The sequence below is a fragment of the Psychroflexus salarius genome, from assembly GCF_900129035.1.
Taxonomy (GTDB): domain Bacteria; phylum Bacteroidota; class Bacteroidia; order Flavobacteriales; family Flavobacteriaceae; genus Psychroflexus; species Psychroflexus salarius.
The window spans coordinates 66,893-81,419 of record NZ_FQTW01000010.1; the positions used below are offsets into that span (position 1 = coordinate 66,893).

Consider the following 14,527-nt stretch of genomic DNA (forward strand, 5'->3'; position numbering starts at 1 on the left):
ATGTTAAATGAGTTATTTATTTGTATAAGTATGATTTTCCCCAGTCATAACTTATTAACGTTTGCATTTATGAAATGTGAAAGCAATAATTAAAAAGTATATGAGATTTTATATAGTAATTGGGGTATTGTTAATAAGTTTAACCTTATCTGCTCAGGAGTTTAAATTTTCGCCTAAGAGAACTACGTTTTGGGATTATGAAACCCAACAGCCTGTAACTATTTTAAACGATTCTACTTATCTCTATGGCTTAGACCCTCAGCTTAAACAGATTCCAGATCTTGATATTGATGACTCTAGCTTATCGAGAATGGCCGTCGCACATCTACAAGGTAAAACTTATCTGTATGACGGCGCTGGTGGTGTGGTGGTTGAATACTCCAACCACCGCTTTACCCGTCATGATAAGTCTTTTACTCATAAAAACCAGTATTTCTCTATTCCTTTTATTCATAATGGAAGTATTTATTTATTGGGTGGTTATGGCCTATTTACGACCAAAAACATCCTAACTAGGTATGATTTTAAAGCACGGGAATGGTTTTTAGTTGAAACATCGGGAGATAAACCCAAGTTTATCATAGCTAATCTTTTTCAAAGTATTGATGATCAGCTCTACTTTATAAATTTGAAGGAACGTGACAAACAATATAATACACCATTAAATTATGAAATTTATACCTTAGATTTAACCCAGTTAAGGTTTAAAAAACTAGGAGATATTCCAGACGCTAGTCCACTGTATTTATCTAAAGAAAACTTGCTAAGTTATACGATTAATGGACTAAATGATTATCAACTACTTTTAACTAAAACGAACCAAACGGCCAAACTCATCAACTTTAAAGCAAATACCCTAAGCGAAGTTAAATTGTTACCTAAATTCCACACTGGAAGTCAAATACTTCATTACAACCCTGAACAACAATCCTATACAATAGCAACGACAAGCTCAGGCGATAGAAAACTCTATTACAAAACAATTAATAGCCAAGACCTTGTGCAGGAAACCCTCACGACCCAAGCCTTATACAAAAGCCAACAAGAGCAAACCACAAAAATATTAAGCTATACAGGCGTTATTTTAGTTTTATTAGGTCTTAGCGTGATTGGTGTTAAGCGCTACCGTGAATTTAAAAAACTTAAAATTAGGCTGGCGTCTAAAAGCATTACTTACAGAGGGCAACTTATAACTAATTTTACAGCAGATGAACTAGAACTTTTACTTTTCTTAGCTAAACACAAAGGGTTTATTGAATTCTCAGACTTAATGCAGCAGCTTGATTACCAAGGAAGCTATGATACCCTTAAGAAAAAGCGTAAAATACTATTTGATGAATTACTAAATAAAATGAGACTACATATAGGTGATCAAGCAGAGCAATTATTTATTATAGAAAAAAGTATAGAAGATAAGCGCTATAAAGTCATTAAACTTAATCCTAAATTAATTGTTTTAAAATCTTAAATAGAAATTTAAAATAATTTAGGCTATCTGGTAGTTTTTAAACTAAATTGCTCAAAGCTTTAAATCAACTGCTAAAGATTACTGATGGCTTTGATTCTTTCAAAAACGTAAATTTAACCTAAGTCATCGCTTAAATGATTAAAACTATGAAGCTTTAAAGCGAAATGTTTTAGTTTGCTTGACTCAGTTTTAAATATTATAGATTAAGTTTAAATAATTCAGCTGAAATACCATCCGTTAAAAACTGATTGTTTTCAGTCACATGAATAACTTCATTAGAGTTAATACATACCAATTGGTCTTTCAGTAAAGCTTGAAGTTGTTCCGTTAAATAAGCCCGATAAGTAAGGCCAAACTTCGCTTCTACCTCATTTAAATCAACACCAAATTTAGTGCGTAAACGCGTCATAATATACTCATTAAAACGATCGGTTGTTGTCAAATGTTCAACCTCTAAGGGCAACTGTTTGGCCTCAATCGCTTTTAAATACTTGATGTTATGTTTAACCGACCAAGAACGTTGGTACCCATTAAACGAATGCGCCGATGGACCTATACCTAAATAGGGTTTGCCCGTCCAATAAGCCATATTATTTTGAGAAAAAAAGTCGGGTTTACCAAAATTTGAAAATTCATAATTTTCATAACCTTTTTCTCGCATTTGTGTTTGTAAAACATCATAATGTTTACGTGCCAAATCATCATTAACAGGGGCAATCACTTCTTTTGCAATAAAGCGTTCTAAAGCAGTGTTAGGCTCTACTGTTAAAGCATAACATGATACATGTGGAATATCAAACTTAAAAACTTGCGCTAAATTGGCTTGCCATTTTTGGGTACTCATTTCAGGAATCCCATAAATTAAATCGATGCTAATATTTTCAAAATAAGTTTGGGCTACTTCAACCGAAGTTATAGCCTCTTTAGCATTATGTGCACGATTCATCAATTTTAAATCGTCTTCAAAAAAAGATTGTACACCAATGCTTAAACGGTTAATTTCAGTTGAAGCTAATTCTTTTAAATAATCCTGAGATAAATCGTCTGGATTAGCTTCTAAGGTAATTTCAGCATCAAGATTCACTTCAAAATTAGCATGAATCGTTTGCAAAATTAAATCAATTTCAGTTTTACTCAATAAACTTGGTGTCCCACCGCCAAAATAAATGGTATTTATACTTGTATTTATTTCGTTATTACGCAGTTTTAATTCTTGACAAATGGCATTAATCATTCTAGATTGATGCTTACGCGTGGTTGAAAAGTGAAAATCACAATAATGGCAAGCTTGCTTACAAAATGGAATATGAATATAAATACCAGACATACCACAAAGGTAAATGGGAAATTGAAACTACTTGCTTAAACGCTAATTTAATTTTAAAAAAGGAACTAAAGCTGAAGAAGCCGATTATATTTGCGTTAAAAAGATGCGGTGGATTTTCTTGATATTATTTTTATTAAGCCTTGAATTTTATGCCTTTCAAGCCATTCGGAAACTCAGTAAATCCTGGATTATTCGCATCGGTTTTGTGCTTTTAACACTTGTTCCTTTTTTTTTAATGCTTTACAGCTTTAACCAACCCGTTTCAGGTGGCACTTTTGGCGGTAACCGCGGTATTTTTATTGGCTTATTTTTAAGTGCATTTGCTTTAAAAGCAACAAGCATCATTATATTATTCTTTGAAGATTTAGCACGGTTCTTTAAATTATTGTGGCATAAAATCAGCCCTTCAAAATCTTCAAAACCTTACAGTAATTCCCGCCGAAAATTTGTAAGTCAATTAGCACTTGGCCTAGGTGCAATTCCTTTTATTTCTTTATTATATGGCATGTACAAAGGCAAGTATAATTTTAAGGTTTTAACCTACGAACTCAGTTTTGAAGACTTACCTGAAGCATTTGATGGTTACCAGATCACACAAATTAGCGATATCCATTCTGGAAGTTTTGATAATCCACAAAAAATTGAATATGCTGTTAATTTAATTAATGAACAAGCCTCTGACTGTATTTTATTTACAGGTGATTTGGTGAATAACCTAGCTGAAGAAATGCAACCATGGTTAACTACGTTCTCCAAGTTGAAGTCTGCAGATGGTATTTATTCGGTTTTAGGAAATCACGATTATGGCGACTACCACGATTGGGAAACAGAAGCCGAAAAGCAAAAAAACTTTCGTGATTTTGTTAACGTCCATAAGTCCATGGGTTGGCAATTACTGCGCAATGAACGCATTAAAATCACTAAAAATAATCAAGACTTACACCTCATTGGAGTTGAAAATTGGGGAAAAGGTGGTTTTAAAAAAGCAGGTGATATTGATAAAGCATGTGAAGGTTTATCAACCAAAGATTTTAAAGTCGTTATGAGTCATGACCCATCTTACTGGGATGAAGTTTTACACCAGCATCCTAAAAATTTACAACTAACCTTGAGTGGTCATACGCATGGCATGCAATTTGGCATCGAAATACCTGGCTGGTTTAAATGGAGTCCTGTACAATATCGTTACAAACAATGGGCTGGCATTTACCAACATCAAAATCGATTCATTAATGTTAATCGAGGTTTTGGCTTCTTAGCCTATCCTGGGCGAGTTGGTATTTGGCCTGAAATAAGCGTTATTAAGTTAAAGAAGGCTTAAGAAAATAGCTTTTAATTTCATACATAATGCTTGTCTTATAATAAATACTTATAAAAAGTAAGGTCAAGACAAACTTAAATTGAAGTTTAACACATCAAATTTGAAGACATAGTGAGTGACACGCCAGCGATACCGATTCATTTCTTAATTCCATTAGCGATGGCTGTAGGCGCTTTTTTAGGCATTAAGAAATTGAGTAGTAAATAATACCCTAACCAAAGTTAAAAGCGATGCTCAATATTGAGTGTCGTTTTTTTATTTAAGTCGTTTTTCGTTTTGGGCAACAAAGGCCTTCCAACCTGAATAGGATTTTGAAGAAACTGGGTTTGAGCTGTTATAAAAATGACAAACTGCTGCCGCTAAACCATCTGTTGAATCTAAATTTTTCGGTAATTCTTTAATTTTTAATAGACTTTGTAACATTTTAGCAACTTGCTCTTTACTAGCATTTCCGTTACCCGTAATAGCCATTTTAATTTTCTTAGGTAAGTATTCGGTAATTGGGATTTGACGTGTTAAACCTGCTGCCATAGCAACGCCTTGAGCGCGACCAAGTTTAAGCATAGATTGTACATTTTTACCGAAAAATGGGGCTTCAATAGCTATCTCGTCTGGGTGATGCGTGTCAATTAATTCTGTGGTACGTTCAAAGATTAATTTAAGTTTAGTGTAATGGTCACTGTATTTTTTCAAGTTAAGTTCATTAAGTTGTATAAACGTCATTTTTTTATGGACAACCTTAATAGCACCAAAACCCATTATGGTTGTACCAGGATCTATCCCTAAAATAATTTTTTCAGTAGACACGTATAAAAATTGTTTCTTTGTAATATGACTCACAAAGCTAATCAAATATTACAGCTTTTATTAAAATATGGATTGCCATTGTTATGTATTCTTTTTATTTGGCATGAACTTGCAACATCTTCAACTAATTTTGAGCAAGTTTTTACAGTTTTTGAGCGTGATAATTTCGGCTTAATTTCATTTTTTATAATTGTAAATTTAAGTCTGTCAGGCTTCAATTGGCTCATCGATAGTTTAAAATGGAAAACAGTATTGCGTCCACAAATCAATATTTCAACTAAAACGGCTATTATTCAGAATTTAAAAAGCCATAGTATGGCAATTTTTACACCCAACCGGCTAGGTGATTACATTGCTAAGGCTTTTTTTTATGATACTTCTCAACGTCAATATGTCGTGTTCTCTAATGCTGTAAGTCAATTTTCACAACTTTTGACTACCATCTTTTTTGGAAGTATTGGTCTTGTTTACTTTATTAACTTCACTTTCAAAAAACTTCAACATGTTGAGCTTTTAGGGCTAGGTTTAATTGTTGTTTTAGCCATCTATATGGTTGCACGTTATCATCCAAAATTCAGACATAAAATTAATCGACTTAAACATTACCGCATTAAGTTTCCAAAACAAATTGGTTTATCACTAATCAAGCATTTAGTATTCAGCCATCAATTATTGTTTATTTTATGGACTTGTGGTATTGAGCTAAATTATTTAGACACCATCATGGCAATTAATGTCATGTATATATTAAGTTCTATAATTCCAAGTGTTTTTATTGTAGACGTAGCTATAAAAGGCAGTTTAGGACTTTTAATTTTTGGTTATTTAAATCAAGATGCGGGTTTAATTTTAACAGCTTTCAGCTTCATGTGGTTATTTAACTTTGCTTTACCAGCCCTAGTTGGAAGCCTTTTAAGAGGCGAATACACTAATCAACTGAAACGAAATGTTACTGCTTAGCTATTTATTTCAACTTTGCTATCTAAGCCTTATCGCGCTATGTATTTATAAACTAAAGCGATGGAATTTTAAAGACATACCTTCAACTAAAACGCCTACAAAATTCAGCATTTTGGTTCCTTTTAAAAATGAAGCAAACCGAATAAATGCATTATTAAATTCATTAGATGAACTTGATTATTCAAAAAATGAATTTGAAGTAATTTTCATAAACGATCACTCAACTGATCAAACGGTTGAAGTGATACAAACTAAGTTGAAAGCCACGCCTTTAGATTTTAAAATCATCAATCAAACTGTATCTAAATCAGGGAAAAAATCAGCTTTAATTTTAGGAGTTAACCGAGCTAAATACGAGTATATTTTAACAACTGATGCTGATTGTTATTTACCTGAACAACTTTTAACAGACTATTCTAATCAGTTTTTAAAAAGTGATGCTCACTTAATTTTTGGTCCAGTTAGCTGTGTTGAGCAAAACTCCTTTTGGAAGAATTTTCAGTACTATGATTTTTTAGCCATACAAGCCATCACCAAAGCCAGTTGCTTATTTGGCCAACCTGTAAGTTGTAATGCAGCTAATATGGCTTATAGAAAAGATAGCTTTAAAAACCTAAAGCCTTACCAAACTAACCTTGAAATTGCTAGTGGCGATGACCATTTTTTACTAGAAAAATTTGATAAACACAACTTAACAATTCAATATTTAAACACGAAACAAGTGGTTACCACTTTACCGTGTGAAAATTTTAAAACACTCTTAAATCAGCGTAAACGTTGGTTTGGCAAAAGCAAACACTCTAAAGATAAAACAGCAAATTGGTTAAATCTTATTTTGTTTTTGGGGCACATCAATCTAATTTTAGCTTTGGTTTTGGTCTTATTTCAAGTCATGTCTATACTAGTGTTTAGTGCTTTTATAATCGGTAAAGTCTTAATTGATGTCAACCTAATTATGTCATTTTCTAAACCCTATCATTTAAGTTTATGCATGCGGAAACTTTTAAAAATTAGCCTCATCTATCCGTTTTTATTGTTAGCATTTGGTCTAAGTTTGTTTAATAATAAATATATTTGGAAATAAGTAATAACTCAACCATTATGAAACATCTACTCCTATTTTTAGCCTTAAATTGTGTTCTTTTTGGTTTTTCTCAAGAAAATCAAACCATTGAAGGTAAAAATTATAATTTGAAAACACTTGTTGATGGCGAATTATCACTTTATGCTAATGCAAATGGAGATAAAAACACCTTTTTTATTTCTTTTAAAGATCAGTTTGAAAAAATCACCAAAAACAACTATAAAGTAAAGTATAAGCAACTGATTGGTCACGAGTTTGAGTCAAAAATCAATCAACTTAATTTTCGATTAAGAGCGTTAATCACATTTACAAAACAATATAACTTAAGTTTCAAAAAAGAAAATAATGGCTATTTAGTTCGTTTAGGGGTTTTTGGAGGCGTGAGCAACACCTTTTTATTTAATAAACCCAATGGCTTAACTAGTGATTTTAACGACGAACGTTTTACTGTTTTAGGCGCTGAACTCGAATTTTTCAGCCTTACCAAGTATAAACGTCATAGTTTATTTTTACAATTAAGACAAACCTTAGACCAGCCTGATATCAATTTTAATTTAACACAATTCACCATTAATCACCGCTTTAAGTTCATCAATTCTAACAAATTCAATATGTTTTTAGAAACCGAATTTATCAGTCTTGATTTTGTAAAATTTGATGATGTTTATGAGGAAAATGATGGCAGCATTATTACAAATAATGAAAATTCCGTAGCATTAGAAACGCCAATTAGCTTTGGTCTCGGCATGGCTTACCAAATAGCGCCAACTGTACAAGTAGCTGTAAATTATAACGATTTTTATGCCTTAGCTGTTGAAGATAATGGCGAAACACCTATCGATTTTACCTTATCACTCAAATTCACTTTATAATGACTGGTATTGAAAGTCTTAAATCTACTGGGATACCTCGTTTGTATGCCGGTTGAATAGGGCTTAGTTCTGAAAAATATGATTTTAGTTGATTGCTTAATTTTTGAACTTGACCAGTATTTTTAGTTTCAATTGATTCTAACTGGAAATGACCTGATTTTAAGATAATTATTTGAAGTTGTAAGGTGTCGGTTTCTAGATGAGAATAAGTTGAAATGACCGAATCTAAATTTATAGACTGATACATTGCTTTTTGAAAGCATTCAATTTGTGACTCATCAACACTTTGGTCACATGCTGAAAATTTAGGAAGTTGGTCTATAGATTGCCAGTTAATTTGTTGCGTTTCTTTAGCAACAATAGCTTCAACTGGTTCGCTTTTAAACTGTTGACAAGAAAAGCAAAGTAGCAACAAACAAAACTTCATTATTAACTTCATGCTACAAAAGTAATAAATCTTCAGTTGACATTACTTTGCCGAATCGAAATGGAGTTTTCGACGAATATCACTTAAACGTCTTAACATTAAATCTTTATAATCTGCATCTTCAACTTCATCAAAATAGGTTTCATAACGCTCAAAATAGGGCAACACTTTAGACTTATCTTGATGCCATAAGTCTGCTGCTCGCGCTAATTTCACATAAGCTAATTCATAACTTGGCGTTTCATCAATCACTTTTTCAAACGTACTTACAGCCAATTTATATTGTTTTGTACCTAAAAACCCCAGACCTAGCTCATAGTAAATCTTTGCTTGGCTAACATCTTTATGCCGTAATGCTGAAAAAGCATGTCTCATAGCCGATTTAAAATTACCAGAAGCATTGTACACTTTTGCAATATTTTGATGGTATCGATAAGATTTTGGATCTATTTGAAGTAAGCGATTATAATATTGAATGGCTAATTCTAAATCTTGTAAATACCAAGCTGAAAAAGCCATTTTATTGAGCATAAATTCTGGAACATCGTAATGCTTATCAAAAGCTTTAAAATATTCTAAGGCTAGTTGATAGGCCTTATCGTTGTATAAAACTTGTGCTAATAATCCAAGGATTTTTTTGTGTTTGGAATTTATTTTTAAAGCCTTCAAGCAGGTTTCTTGCGCCTTTTTATAAGATTTTATCTTGGTGTAAAAGTAGGCTAATTCATAATAAGCGCGAAAATGAGTCGAATCTAAGGTAATAGCTTTAGCAAAGTATTGGTTTAAAGTTGTGGTATTATTCGGTTTTTTCGATAAGCCTAATTGGTAAACAAACTCAGCATTTTTAGGGTAATCAATATGTAATTGGGTAAATACAGAATCGGCGAGTTTATATTGCTTTTGCCCCAGTAATAATTGTGCATAAGTAAACCGATGCTTCAAAACTTGTTTTTTATTTAAAGCAAGTTTGTACAAGTTTAATGCTTTATCGTTTTGTTGCTTCGCTAAATACACTTTGGCTAAACTAATCCGTTCATTAAAAGTATTGGGAATTTGATTTTGATACAAGCCAATAGCTTTGCTATACTCACCAATAGCATATAAACTATCAAGTTGTGAAGCTTGAGTTTGCGCCCTAGTAGACATCAACATGCAAGCCAACACAACTTGAATTGTGGCCATCCAAAATTTATACATCCTAGTTATATAATTTTAAAGGTAATAGGTAAGCTATAGACTACATTAACAGCCTCACCGCGATGCTGCCCAGGAATCATTTCTGGCAGTTGCTCAATAATTGTTTCTGCTTTTTGCTGTAATTCAGGATGTGGTGCACGCGCTTTTACATTGATTATTTCGCCTAATGTACTGATGGTGAATTGAACGTAAACGCGTTTAACACCTTGAAATCCTAAATTTTTAGCTGTTTCATGTAATCCAACTTCTTTCGCTTTTTTACTTATAAAGTCAGATATAAACTGGCTAACACATTGTTTGGTTTCTTTATTACTGACCAAGCCTTCACAAGTCTCAAAATAAGGCGCTTGATCTACTTGCATAAATCCAACATCTAAACCTTTAGTGTTTTCAGAATTCTCAACATATTCACTTTCTACGGTATGGGTCTGCTTGTCTTTTTTAGACTTCAGATAATCTTCATAAGTTTTGGTAAACATTTCCTGCATTTCAGCTAATCGCGCTTCTCCATCAGGTTTTTCTTCATAAACTTCAGTCATCAGATTCTTCATAATTACCTGAGATTTATAAAACTCTTCTTTAGTTTTAACATTTCCGTGATCAACATCAAATTCATCGCTTTGCATAATTTCAAAAATACTTAAACCTTCAGCTAATCTTTCATCGATGATTTTTTGGAACTTCGCCCGATAAACTTCGGCTTCTTCTTGGTGAATTTGCTGTTGTAAAACATCATCTTTTACACTATCTTCAGTGCATGATAAGTAGGTTAAGCTTACTAATAAAGCAGGTAATAACCATAAATACTTAATGGCTTTAAACTTAGTTTTGTTTGATTCTTGTAACATAATTATTCGTTTTTTAAGGATTGATTGATTAAAAAAATGATTGACAAATTTGAGGTTTTGAGTACCAAAACTAACATTCAATAAACTCTGAAAATAGGCGTTTACTGAGCTTTGTTTTGAAGCTTTAGCATCAGCTTCATATTCGTGTAAAAGTGCAAACTCATGTTTGTACCAATACCAAAAAGGGTTAAACCAGAAAACCGCCGAGCATATTTCAATTAAAGCTACATCAAAGCTATGTAAGGATTGCGCATGTATTTGTTCATGCGCTAAAATGTGTTTAAACTGTGCTTCTGAAAATTCACTTCCGATATAGATTTTTTTGAAAAATGAAAACGCTTCAGTTGAATTGGGTAAAGTATAGATTTCACAGTCATCACTATAATACATAAAACGTGCTGTTGACAATAACTTTTGAATTTTTTGAAATTTATAATGAAATAAAATCAACTTGATTACGCTGATTGAAGCAACTATTGCCATGATTATTTGAAGCCATGACCACTGCATTTGTGAAATTTCTGGTTCGATTGAAGTATTAACTTGGGTTGAAGTTGCCGCATTATCTATAAATACGGTTGAAAGTTCACCAACTTGAAACTCTAAATTTAAAGCCGGATTTTCAAAAACGGTGGTTAACCAACCGAAACTCATAAATGGTAAAAGCAATGACAAGGCTATTGAAGTCAATAAAAAAAATCGGTTGACTTGAAACCACCTACTGTGTTTAATGGCCTGAAAAGCCAATAAAAACAAAGCTTGTAAAACCAAAACATCAAGAATATATTTAAGCATCGTCTTTAGGGTTAATTTGTTTTAAAATAGCTTCAAGGTCATCAACATTCACCTCTTTTTTCTTCACAAAAAAAGACAACATATTTTTAAATGAACCTTCAAAATAATTATTAACATAGGTGTTCATTCGCGAAGCTTGATAAGCTTCTTTGTTAATAATAGGGAAATAGCGATAACCACGACCTTCTTTTTCGAAACCTACAAAACCTTTATCTTGTAAAATTCTTACAATGGTAGAAACGGTATTATAAGATGGCTTTTTGTGCTGCATTTGGTCAATTATTTCGCTGACTTTAGCATTATTGAGTTGCCATAAAATTTGCATAATTTCTTCTTCAGCTCGCGTTAACTCTTTCATGATTATTTTAAGTTAAAAAAATGTACAATGCCAAATGTAACTAAAACTTTAGTTATAACTAATAAATTAGTTGATTTTTAATGTTAAAATTTAAATGATAACTTTAAAGCTAATTAAAATTAAACCATGAGTATTTTATTAATCAGTATTGGATTTGTACTGTGTGTAACAGGCATATTTGGCAGCTTTTTGCCTGTACTGCCTGGACCACCGATAAGTTGGTTAGGTTTATTATTTCTCTATTTAGCACCAGATATTCCTATGAATTACACCGTTTTAGGTATCACTTTTGCTATTGCTTTGGTTATATTTATTTTAGACTATATTATTCCGGCTTACGGCACTAAACGTTTTGGTGGTAGTAAATATGGCATAATAGGAACCAGTGTAGGTTTAGTGATTGGTTTACTTTCGCCAATACCACTAGGATTTTTAATCGGCTCGTTTCTTGGTGCCTTTATTGGGGAATTGGTTTTTAATAAACGTCAACATCAAGAAGCCTTTAAGGCGGCAACTGGTGCTTTTATGGGGTTTTTAGCTTCAACTTTTATGAAGTTTGTGTGTTGTATAAGTTTTACCGTATTTTTTATTTATAAAGTTATAGACTTCCGAGAGCTTTTGTTTTAAGCCCTAATTGAAGTAATCAACTTTACTGTCAATCGGTGTTTTTCGTTCTGCTTTGGGCCATTCTTGATCGGTTTTTCCCATATAAAATAGACCTAAGCAACGTTCGCCTTCAGCAAAATCAAAGAATTGATCAAAATGTTTAATCAGTTTTGGCGAACTCCAATAAGAACCAATTTTTAGGTCTGTTGCTGCTAGCCACATATTTTGAACAGCCATAGCAACTGCGGCAATTTCTTCCCATTCAGGAACACTTTCTTTAGGATCACGCTGCATACAAATCGCAATCACACAAGACGACTGCTGAAATTTATCGATGATTTTTCGATGTTTAAATTTTGAAGGCTTTTCGGTATGTTTTAGATATAAGCTTCCTAAAAAAGCACTCAATTTAGTTTTTGATTTGCCTTGCATAACTTTAAAACGCCAAGGCTCTGTTTTGCGGTGATTAGGAGCCCAATTGGCAGCTTCTAGAATTTGCTGCAACTCAGTTTCAGAAATGGGTTCATCGTTATACTGTGAAGGAAATATAGAACGACGTAAACGAATAATGTCTTGTATAGTGTTTAATTTTTGATTCATGAAACTTTACTTTAAAAATAATTTAATTTGATTTGAGATACGTTCACGGTCAAGATCAGTGAGGTTAGAACCTGAAGGTAAACACAAGCCTTGATCAAATAATGTTTCTGCTACGCTATTGCCAAAAAACAAAGCTTCTTTAAAATAGGGTTGTAAATGCATTGGTTTCCACAAAGGTCTACTTTCAATGTTTTCTTCTAATAACTTCAATCGAAGTTCTTCTCGTGTAAAGCCTGCAATTTCGGGATTTACGATTATAGCCGACAACCAATGATTAGAAAAGTAGTCGCCGTTAGGTTCTTCAAATACTTTAACACCATCAGTATTTTTAAATAGTTCTTTATAAAAATCATGCATTTGCCGTCTAAATGCGATGTGATGGTCTAATACTTCCATTTGTCCACGCCCAATTCCTGCACAAATATTACTCATTCGATAATTAAAGCCTAATTGAGAGTGCTGATAATGTGGTGCATCATCACGAGACTGTGTGGCATATTTCACGGTTTCTAGTTTACTTTCAAGTGTTTTACAAACTAAGGCACCTCCACCAGAAGTGGTAATTATTTTATTACCGTTAAAACTTAAAGCTGCAAACTTACCAAAAGTGCCACAACTTTGTTTTTTGTAAGTTGAACCTAAAGCTTCAGCAGCATCTTCTATAACTGGAATATCATAGGCTTCAGCAATTGCATGAATTTTTTCGACTTGATAAGGCATGCCGTATAAATGAACTGCTATAATTGCTTTGGGTTTTTTATAGTGTTCTAAGCGGTGTTTAATAGCTTGTTCTAAATGGTATGGACACATATTCCAAGTTTGCTCTTCACTATCAATAAAAATAGGTTTGGCACCTTGGTAAATAATAGGGTTAGCTGAAGCTGAAAATGTAAAACTTTGACATAAAACTTCGTCTCCATGCGTTACGCCTAACTGGACGAGCGCAAGGTGCAGCGCTGCTGTTCCTGAACTTAATGTAGCGATATAAGATTTTGGCGTAAGATAATCTTCAAGCTGAGCCTCAAAGGCATTTACATTAGGTCCAAGCGGAGCAATCCAATTTTCCGCAAAGGCTTCATTAATGTAAGTTTGCTCGTTACCGCCCATGTGTGGAGAAGATAACCATATTTTAGATTTTTGTGTCATAGTTAGTTAAATTTAAAACCACTAAAAATGTAATAAAAAGTAATTTAAGGTCTGTTGTAAACGAAATTTCTTTTCGATATTTCAAATTTAAACGTAATTTTTGAGGGAAAATAACTTCATCATTATATTTATGAGGGTTCTTTTGTTTTGATAAAAGGTATTCTTCGTTTGAGAATTTTAGTGAAGCATAGCCTGTTAAACCAGGTTTTAAATCTGAAATTGATCTGAATTCAGTTGATAATTGATCATAATAGCCAGGCACATCAGGTCTTGGCCCTACAAAACTCATCTCCTGTTTGATAATATTAAAAAGCTGAAGTGTTTCATCTAGCTTTGTTTTTCTAAGAAATTTCATAAAAGGCGGTATTTCTCCTGTTGAAGTAATGGTCTTAAATTTGTAAATTTTGAATGTTTTTACATGTTGACCAACTCTTATCTGCGTGAAAAATGGCGAATCTTTATGCAGCAATAAAAGTACAATAGATATTAAAAGTAAAATAGGAAATAATATCGCTAAAAGTAATATAGCTAAAAATGTATCCAATAATACTTTACCAAATTTTATATACATCTTACAAAAATACACTTTGTAGAAGTTTAAAGAACTTGTGTAATAAAAAAAAGCGACACTCAATATTGAGCATCGCTTTTAACTTTGGTTAGGGTATTATTTACTATTTCAGTTTCTTAATGCCTAAAAAAGCACCCACA

The 14,527-nt window shown here is 32.6% G+C and carries 15 protein-coding genes; 6 read left to right on the forward strand and 9 right to left on the reverse strand.

Annotated features, from left to right (window positions below):
* Nucleotides 1–100: 100 nt before the first annotated feature.
* Nucleotides 101–1,468: a hypothetical protein gene (locus BUB82_RS10610; RefSeq protein WP_073193598.1), complete on the forward strand. Its 1,368-nt coding sequence runs from the start codon at nt 101–103 to the stop codon at nt 1,466–1,468.
* Nucleotides 1,469–1,664: 196 nt separating this feature from the next.
* On the opposite strand, the gene hemW is transcribed toward BUB82_RS10610, so the two are convergent.
* On the reverse strand, nt 1,665–2,795 hold the full coding sequence (gene hemW, locus BUB82_RS10615; protein ID WP_073193599.1) for a radical SAM family heme chaperone HemW: 1,131 nt from the start codon (nt 2,793–2,795) through the stop codon (nt 1,665–1,667).
* A gap of 103 nt (nt 2,796–2,898) precedes the next feature.
* Here hemW and BUB82_RS10620 point away from each other — a divergent pair, with 103 nt between their 5' ends.
* Nucleotides 2,899–4,116, forward strand: coding sequence for a metallophosphoesterase (locus BUB82_RS10620; protein WP_073193600.1), 1,218 nt, complete (start codon nt 2,899–2,901; stop codon nt 4,114–4,116).
* A gap of 255 nt (nt 4,117–4,371) precedes the next feature.
* On the opposite strand, the gene ruvC is transcribed toward BUB82_RS10620, so the two are convergent.
* The gene (gene ruvC / locus BUB82_RS10625; protein WP_073193601.1) at nt 4,372–4,923 is read right to left on the reverse strand and encodes a crossover junction endodeoxyribonuclease RuvC; all 552 of its coding nucleotides are present in this window, start codon (nt 4,921–4,923) and stop codon (nt 4,372–4,374) included.
* Nucleotides 4,924–4,947: 24 nt separating this feature from the next.
* Between ruvC and BUB82_RS10630 the strand changes: the two genes are divergently transcribed.
* The 3 genes from BUB82_RS10630 to BUB82_RS10640 are packed head-to-tail and all read left to right on the forward strand — an operon-like array spanning nt 4,948 to nt 7,839.
* Nucleotides 4,948–5,883, forward strand: a complete 936-nt coding sequence (locus BUB82_RS10630; RefSeq protein WP_073193602.1) for a lysylphosphatidylglycerol synthase domain-containing protein — start codon at nt 4,948–4,950, stop codon at nt 5,881–5,883.
* Nucleotides 5,870–6,967: a glycosyltransferase gene (locus BUB82_RS10635; RefSeq protein ID WP_073193603.1), complete on the forward strand. Its 1,098-nt coding sequence runs from the start codon at nt 5,870–5,872 to the stop codon at nt 6,965–6,967. The genes BUB82_RS10630 and BUB82_RS10635 overlap by 14 nt, the downstream gene beginning before the upstream one ends.
* A gap of 17 nt (nt 6,968–6,984) precedes the next feature.
* Entirely contained in the window at nt 6,985–7,839 is an 855-nt protein-coding gene (locus BUB82_RS10640; RefSeq protein WP_143185681.1) for a hypothetical protein, read from the forward strand.
* On the opposite strand, the gene BUB82_RS10645 is transcribed toward BUB82_RS10640, so the two are convergent.
* From BUB82_RS10645 to BUB82_RS10660, 4 genes are read right to left on the reverse strand one after another with little or no spacing between them, the layout of a single operon-like run.
* Nucleotides 7,829–8,278, reverse strand: coding sequence for a hypothetical protein (locus tag BUB82_RS10645; RefSeq protein ID WP_143185682.1), 450 nt, complete (start codon nt 8,276–8,278; stop codon nt 7,829–7,831). The two genes, BUB82_RS10640 and BUB82_RS10645, sit on opposite strands and share 11 nt — an antisense overlap.
* Before the next feature lie 30 nt (nt 8,279–8,308).
* Nucleotides 8,309–9,448 (reverse strand): tetratricopeptide repeat protein, encoded by a 1,140-nt coding sequence (locus BUB82_RS10650; RefSeq protein WP_234949784.1) that lies wholly within the window; start codon nt 9,446–9,448, stop codon nt 8,309–8,311.
* 20 nt (nt 9,449–9,468) lie between these two features.
* Entirely contained in the window at nt 9,469–11,106 is a 1,638-nt protein-coding gene (locus BUB82_RS10655; protein WP_073193607.1) for a M56 family metallopeptidase, read from the reverse strand.
* Complete coding sequence (locus BUB82_RS10660; RefSeq protein ID WP_073193608.1) at nt 11,099–11,464, reverse strand: BlaI/MecI/CopY family transcriptional regulator; 366 nt, start codon at nt 11,462–11,464, stop codon at nt 11,099–11,101. The genes BUB82_RS10655 and BUB82_RS10660 overlap by 8 nt, the downstream gene beginning before the upstream one ends.
* A gap of 126 nt (nt 11,465–11,590) precedes the next feature.
* On the opposite strand from BUB82_RS10660, the gene BUB82_RS10665 reads away from it, so the two are divergent.
* Nucleotides 11,591–12,091, forward strand: a complete 501-nt coding sequence (locus BUB82_RS10665) for a DUF456 domain-containing protein (RefSeq protein ID WP_073193609.1) — start codon at nt 11,591–11,593, stop codon at nt 12,089–12,091.
* A gap of 3 nt (nt 12,092–12,094) precedes the next feature.
* Here BUB82_RS10665 and BUB82_RS10670 read toward each other — a convergent pair whose 3' ends face one another.
* From BUB82_RS10670 to BUB82_RS10680, 3 genes are read right to left on the reverse strand one after another with little or no spacing between them, the layout of a single operon-like run.
* Complete coding sequence (locus BUB82_RS10670) at nt 12,095–12,670, reverse strand: nitroreductase family protein (RefSeq protein WP_073193610.1); 576 nt, start codon at nt 12,668–12,670, stop codon at nt 12,095–12,097.
* A gap of 6 nt (nt 12,671–12,676) precedes the next feature.
* Nucleotides 12,677–13,816: a DegT/DnrJ/EryC1/StrS family aminotransferase gene (locus tag BUB82_RS10675; protein WP_073193611.1), complete on the reverse strand. Its 1,140-nt coding sequence runs from the start codon at nt 13,814–13,816 to the stop codon at nt 12,677–12,679.
* Nucleotides 13,800–14,360, reverse strand: coding sequence for a sugar transferase (locus BUB82_RS10680; RefSeq protein ID WP_317041060.1), 561 nt, complete (start codon nt 14,358–14,360; stop codon nt 13,800–13,802). Before BUB82_RS10680 ends, BUB82_RS10675 begins: the two co-directional genes overlap by 17 nt.
* Nucleotides 14,361–14,527: the final 167 nt, after the last annotated feature.

Coding starts and splice junctions, on each gene's coding strand:
- BUB82_RS10650 (WP_234949784.1), bottom strand. CDS start 9,448: ATGGCCACAATTCAAGTTGTGTTGGCTTGCATGTTGATGTCTACTAGG.
- BUB82_RS10675 (WP_073193611.1), bottom strand. CDS start 13,816: ATGACACAAAAATCTAAAATATGGTTATCTTCTCCACACATGGGCGGT.
- BUB82_RS10630 (WP_073193602.1), top strand. CDS start 4,948: ATGACTCACAAAGCTAATCAAATATTACAGCTTTTATTAAAATATGGA.
- BUB82_RS10610 (WP_073193598.1), top strand. CDS start 101: ATGAGATTTTATATAGTAATTGGGGTATTGTTAATAAGTTTAACCTTA.
- BUB82_RS10620 (WP_073193600.1), top strand. CDS start 2,899: ATGCGGTGGATTTTCTTGATATTATTTTTATTAAGCCTTGAATTTTAT.
- BUB82_RS10665 (WP_073193609.1), top strand. CDS start 11,591: ATGAGTATTTTATTAATCAGTATTGGATTTGTACTGTGTGTAACAGGC.
- BUB82_RS10660 (WP_073193608.1), bottom strand. CDS start 11,464: ATGAAAGAGTTAACGCGAGCTGAAGAAGAAATTATGCAAATTTTATGG.
- BUB82_RS10645 (WP_143185682.1), bottom strand. CDS start 8,278: ATGAAGTTAATAATGAAGTTTTGTTTGTTGCTACTTTGCTTTTCTTGT.
- BUB82_RS10655 (WP_073193607.1), bottom strand. CDS start 11,106: ATGCTTAAATATATTCTTGATGTTTTGGTTTTACAAGCTTTGTTTTTA.
- BUB82_RS10640 (WP_143185681.1), top strand. CDS start 6,985: ATGAAACATCTACTCCTATTTTTAGCCTTAAATTGTGTTCTTTTTGGT.
- hemW (WP_073193599.1), bottom strand. CDS start 2,795: ATGTCTGGTATTTATATTCATATTCCATTTTGTAAGCAAGCTTGCCAT.
- BUB82_RS10635 (WP_073193603.1), top strand. CDS start 5,870: ATGTTACTGCTTAGCTATTTATTTCAACTTTGCTATCTAAGCCTTATC.
- BUB82_RS10670 (WP_073193610.1), bottom strand. CDS start 12,670: ATGAATCAAAAATTAAACACTATACAAGACATTATTCGTTTACGTCGT.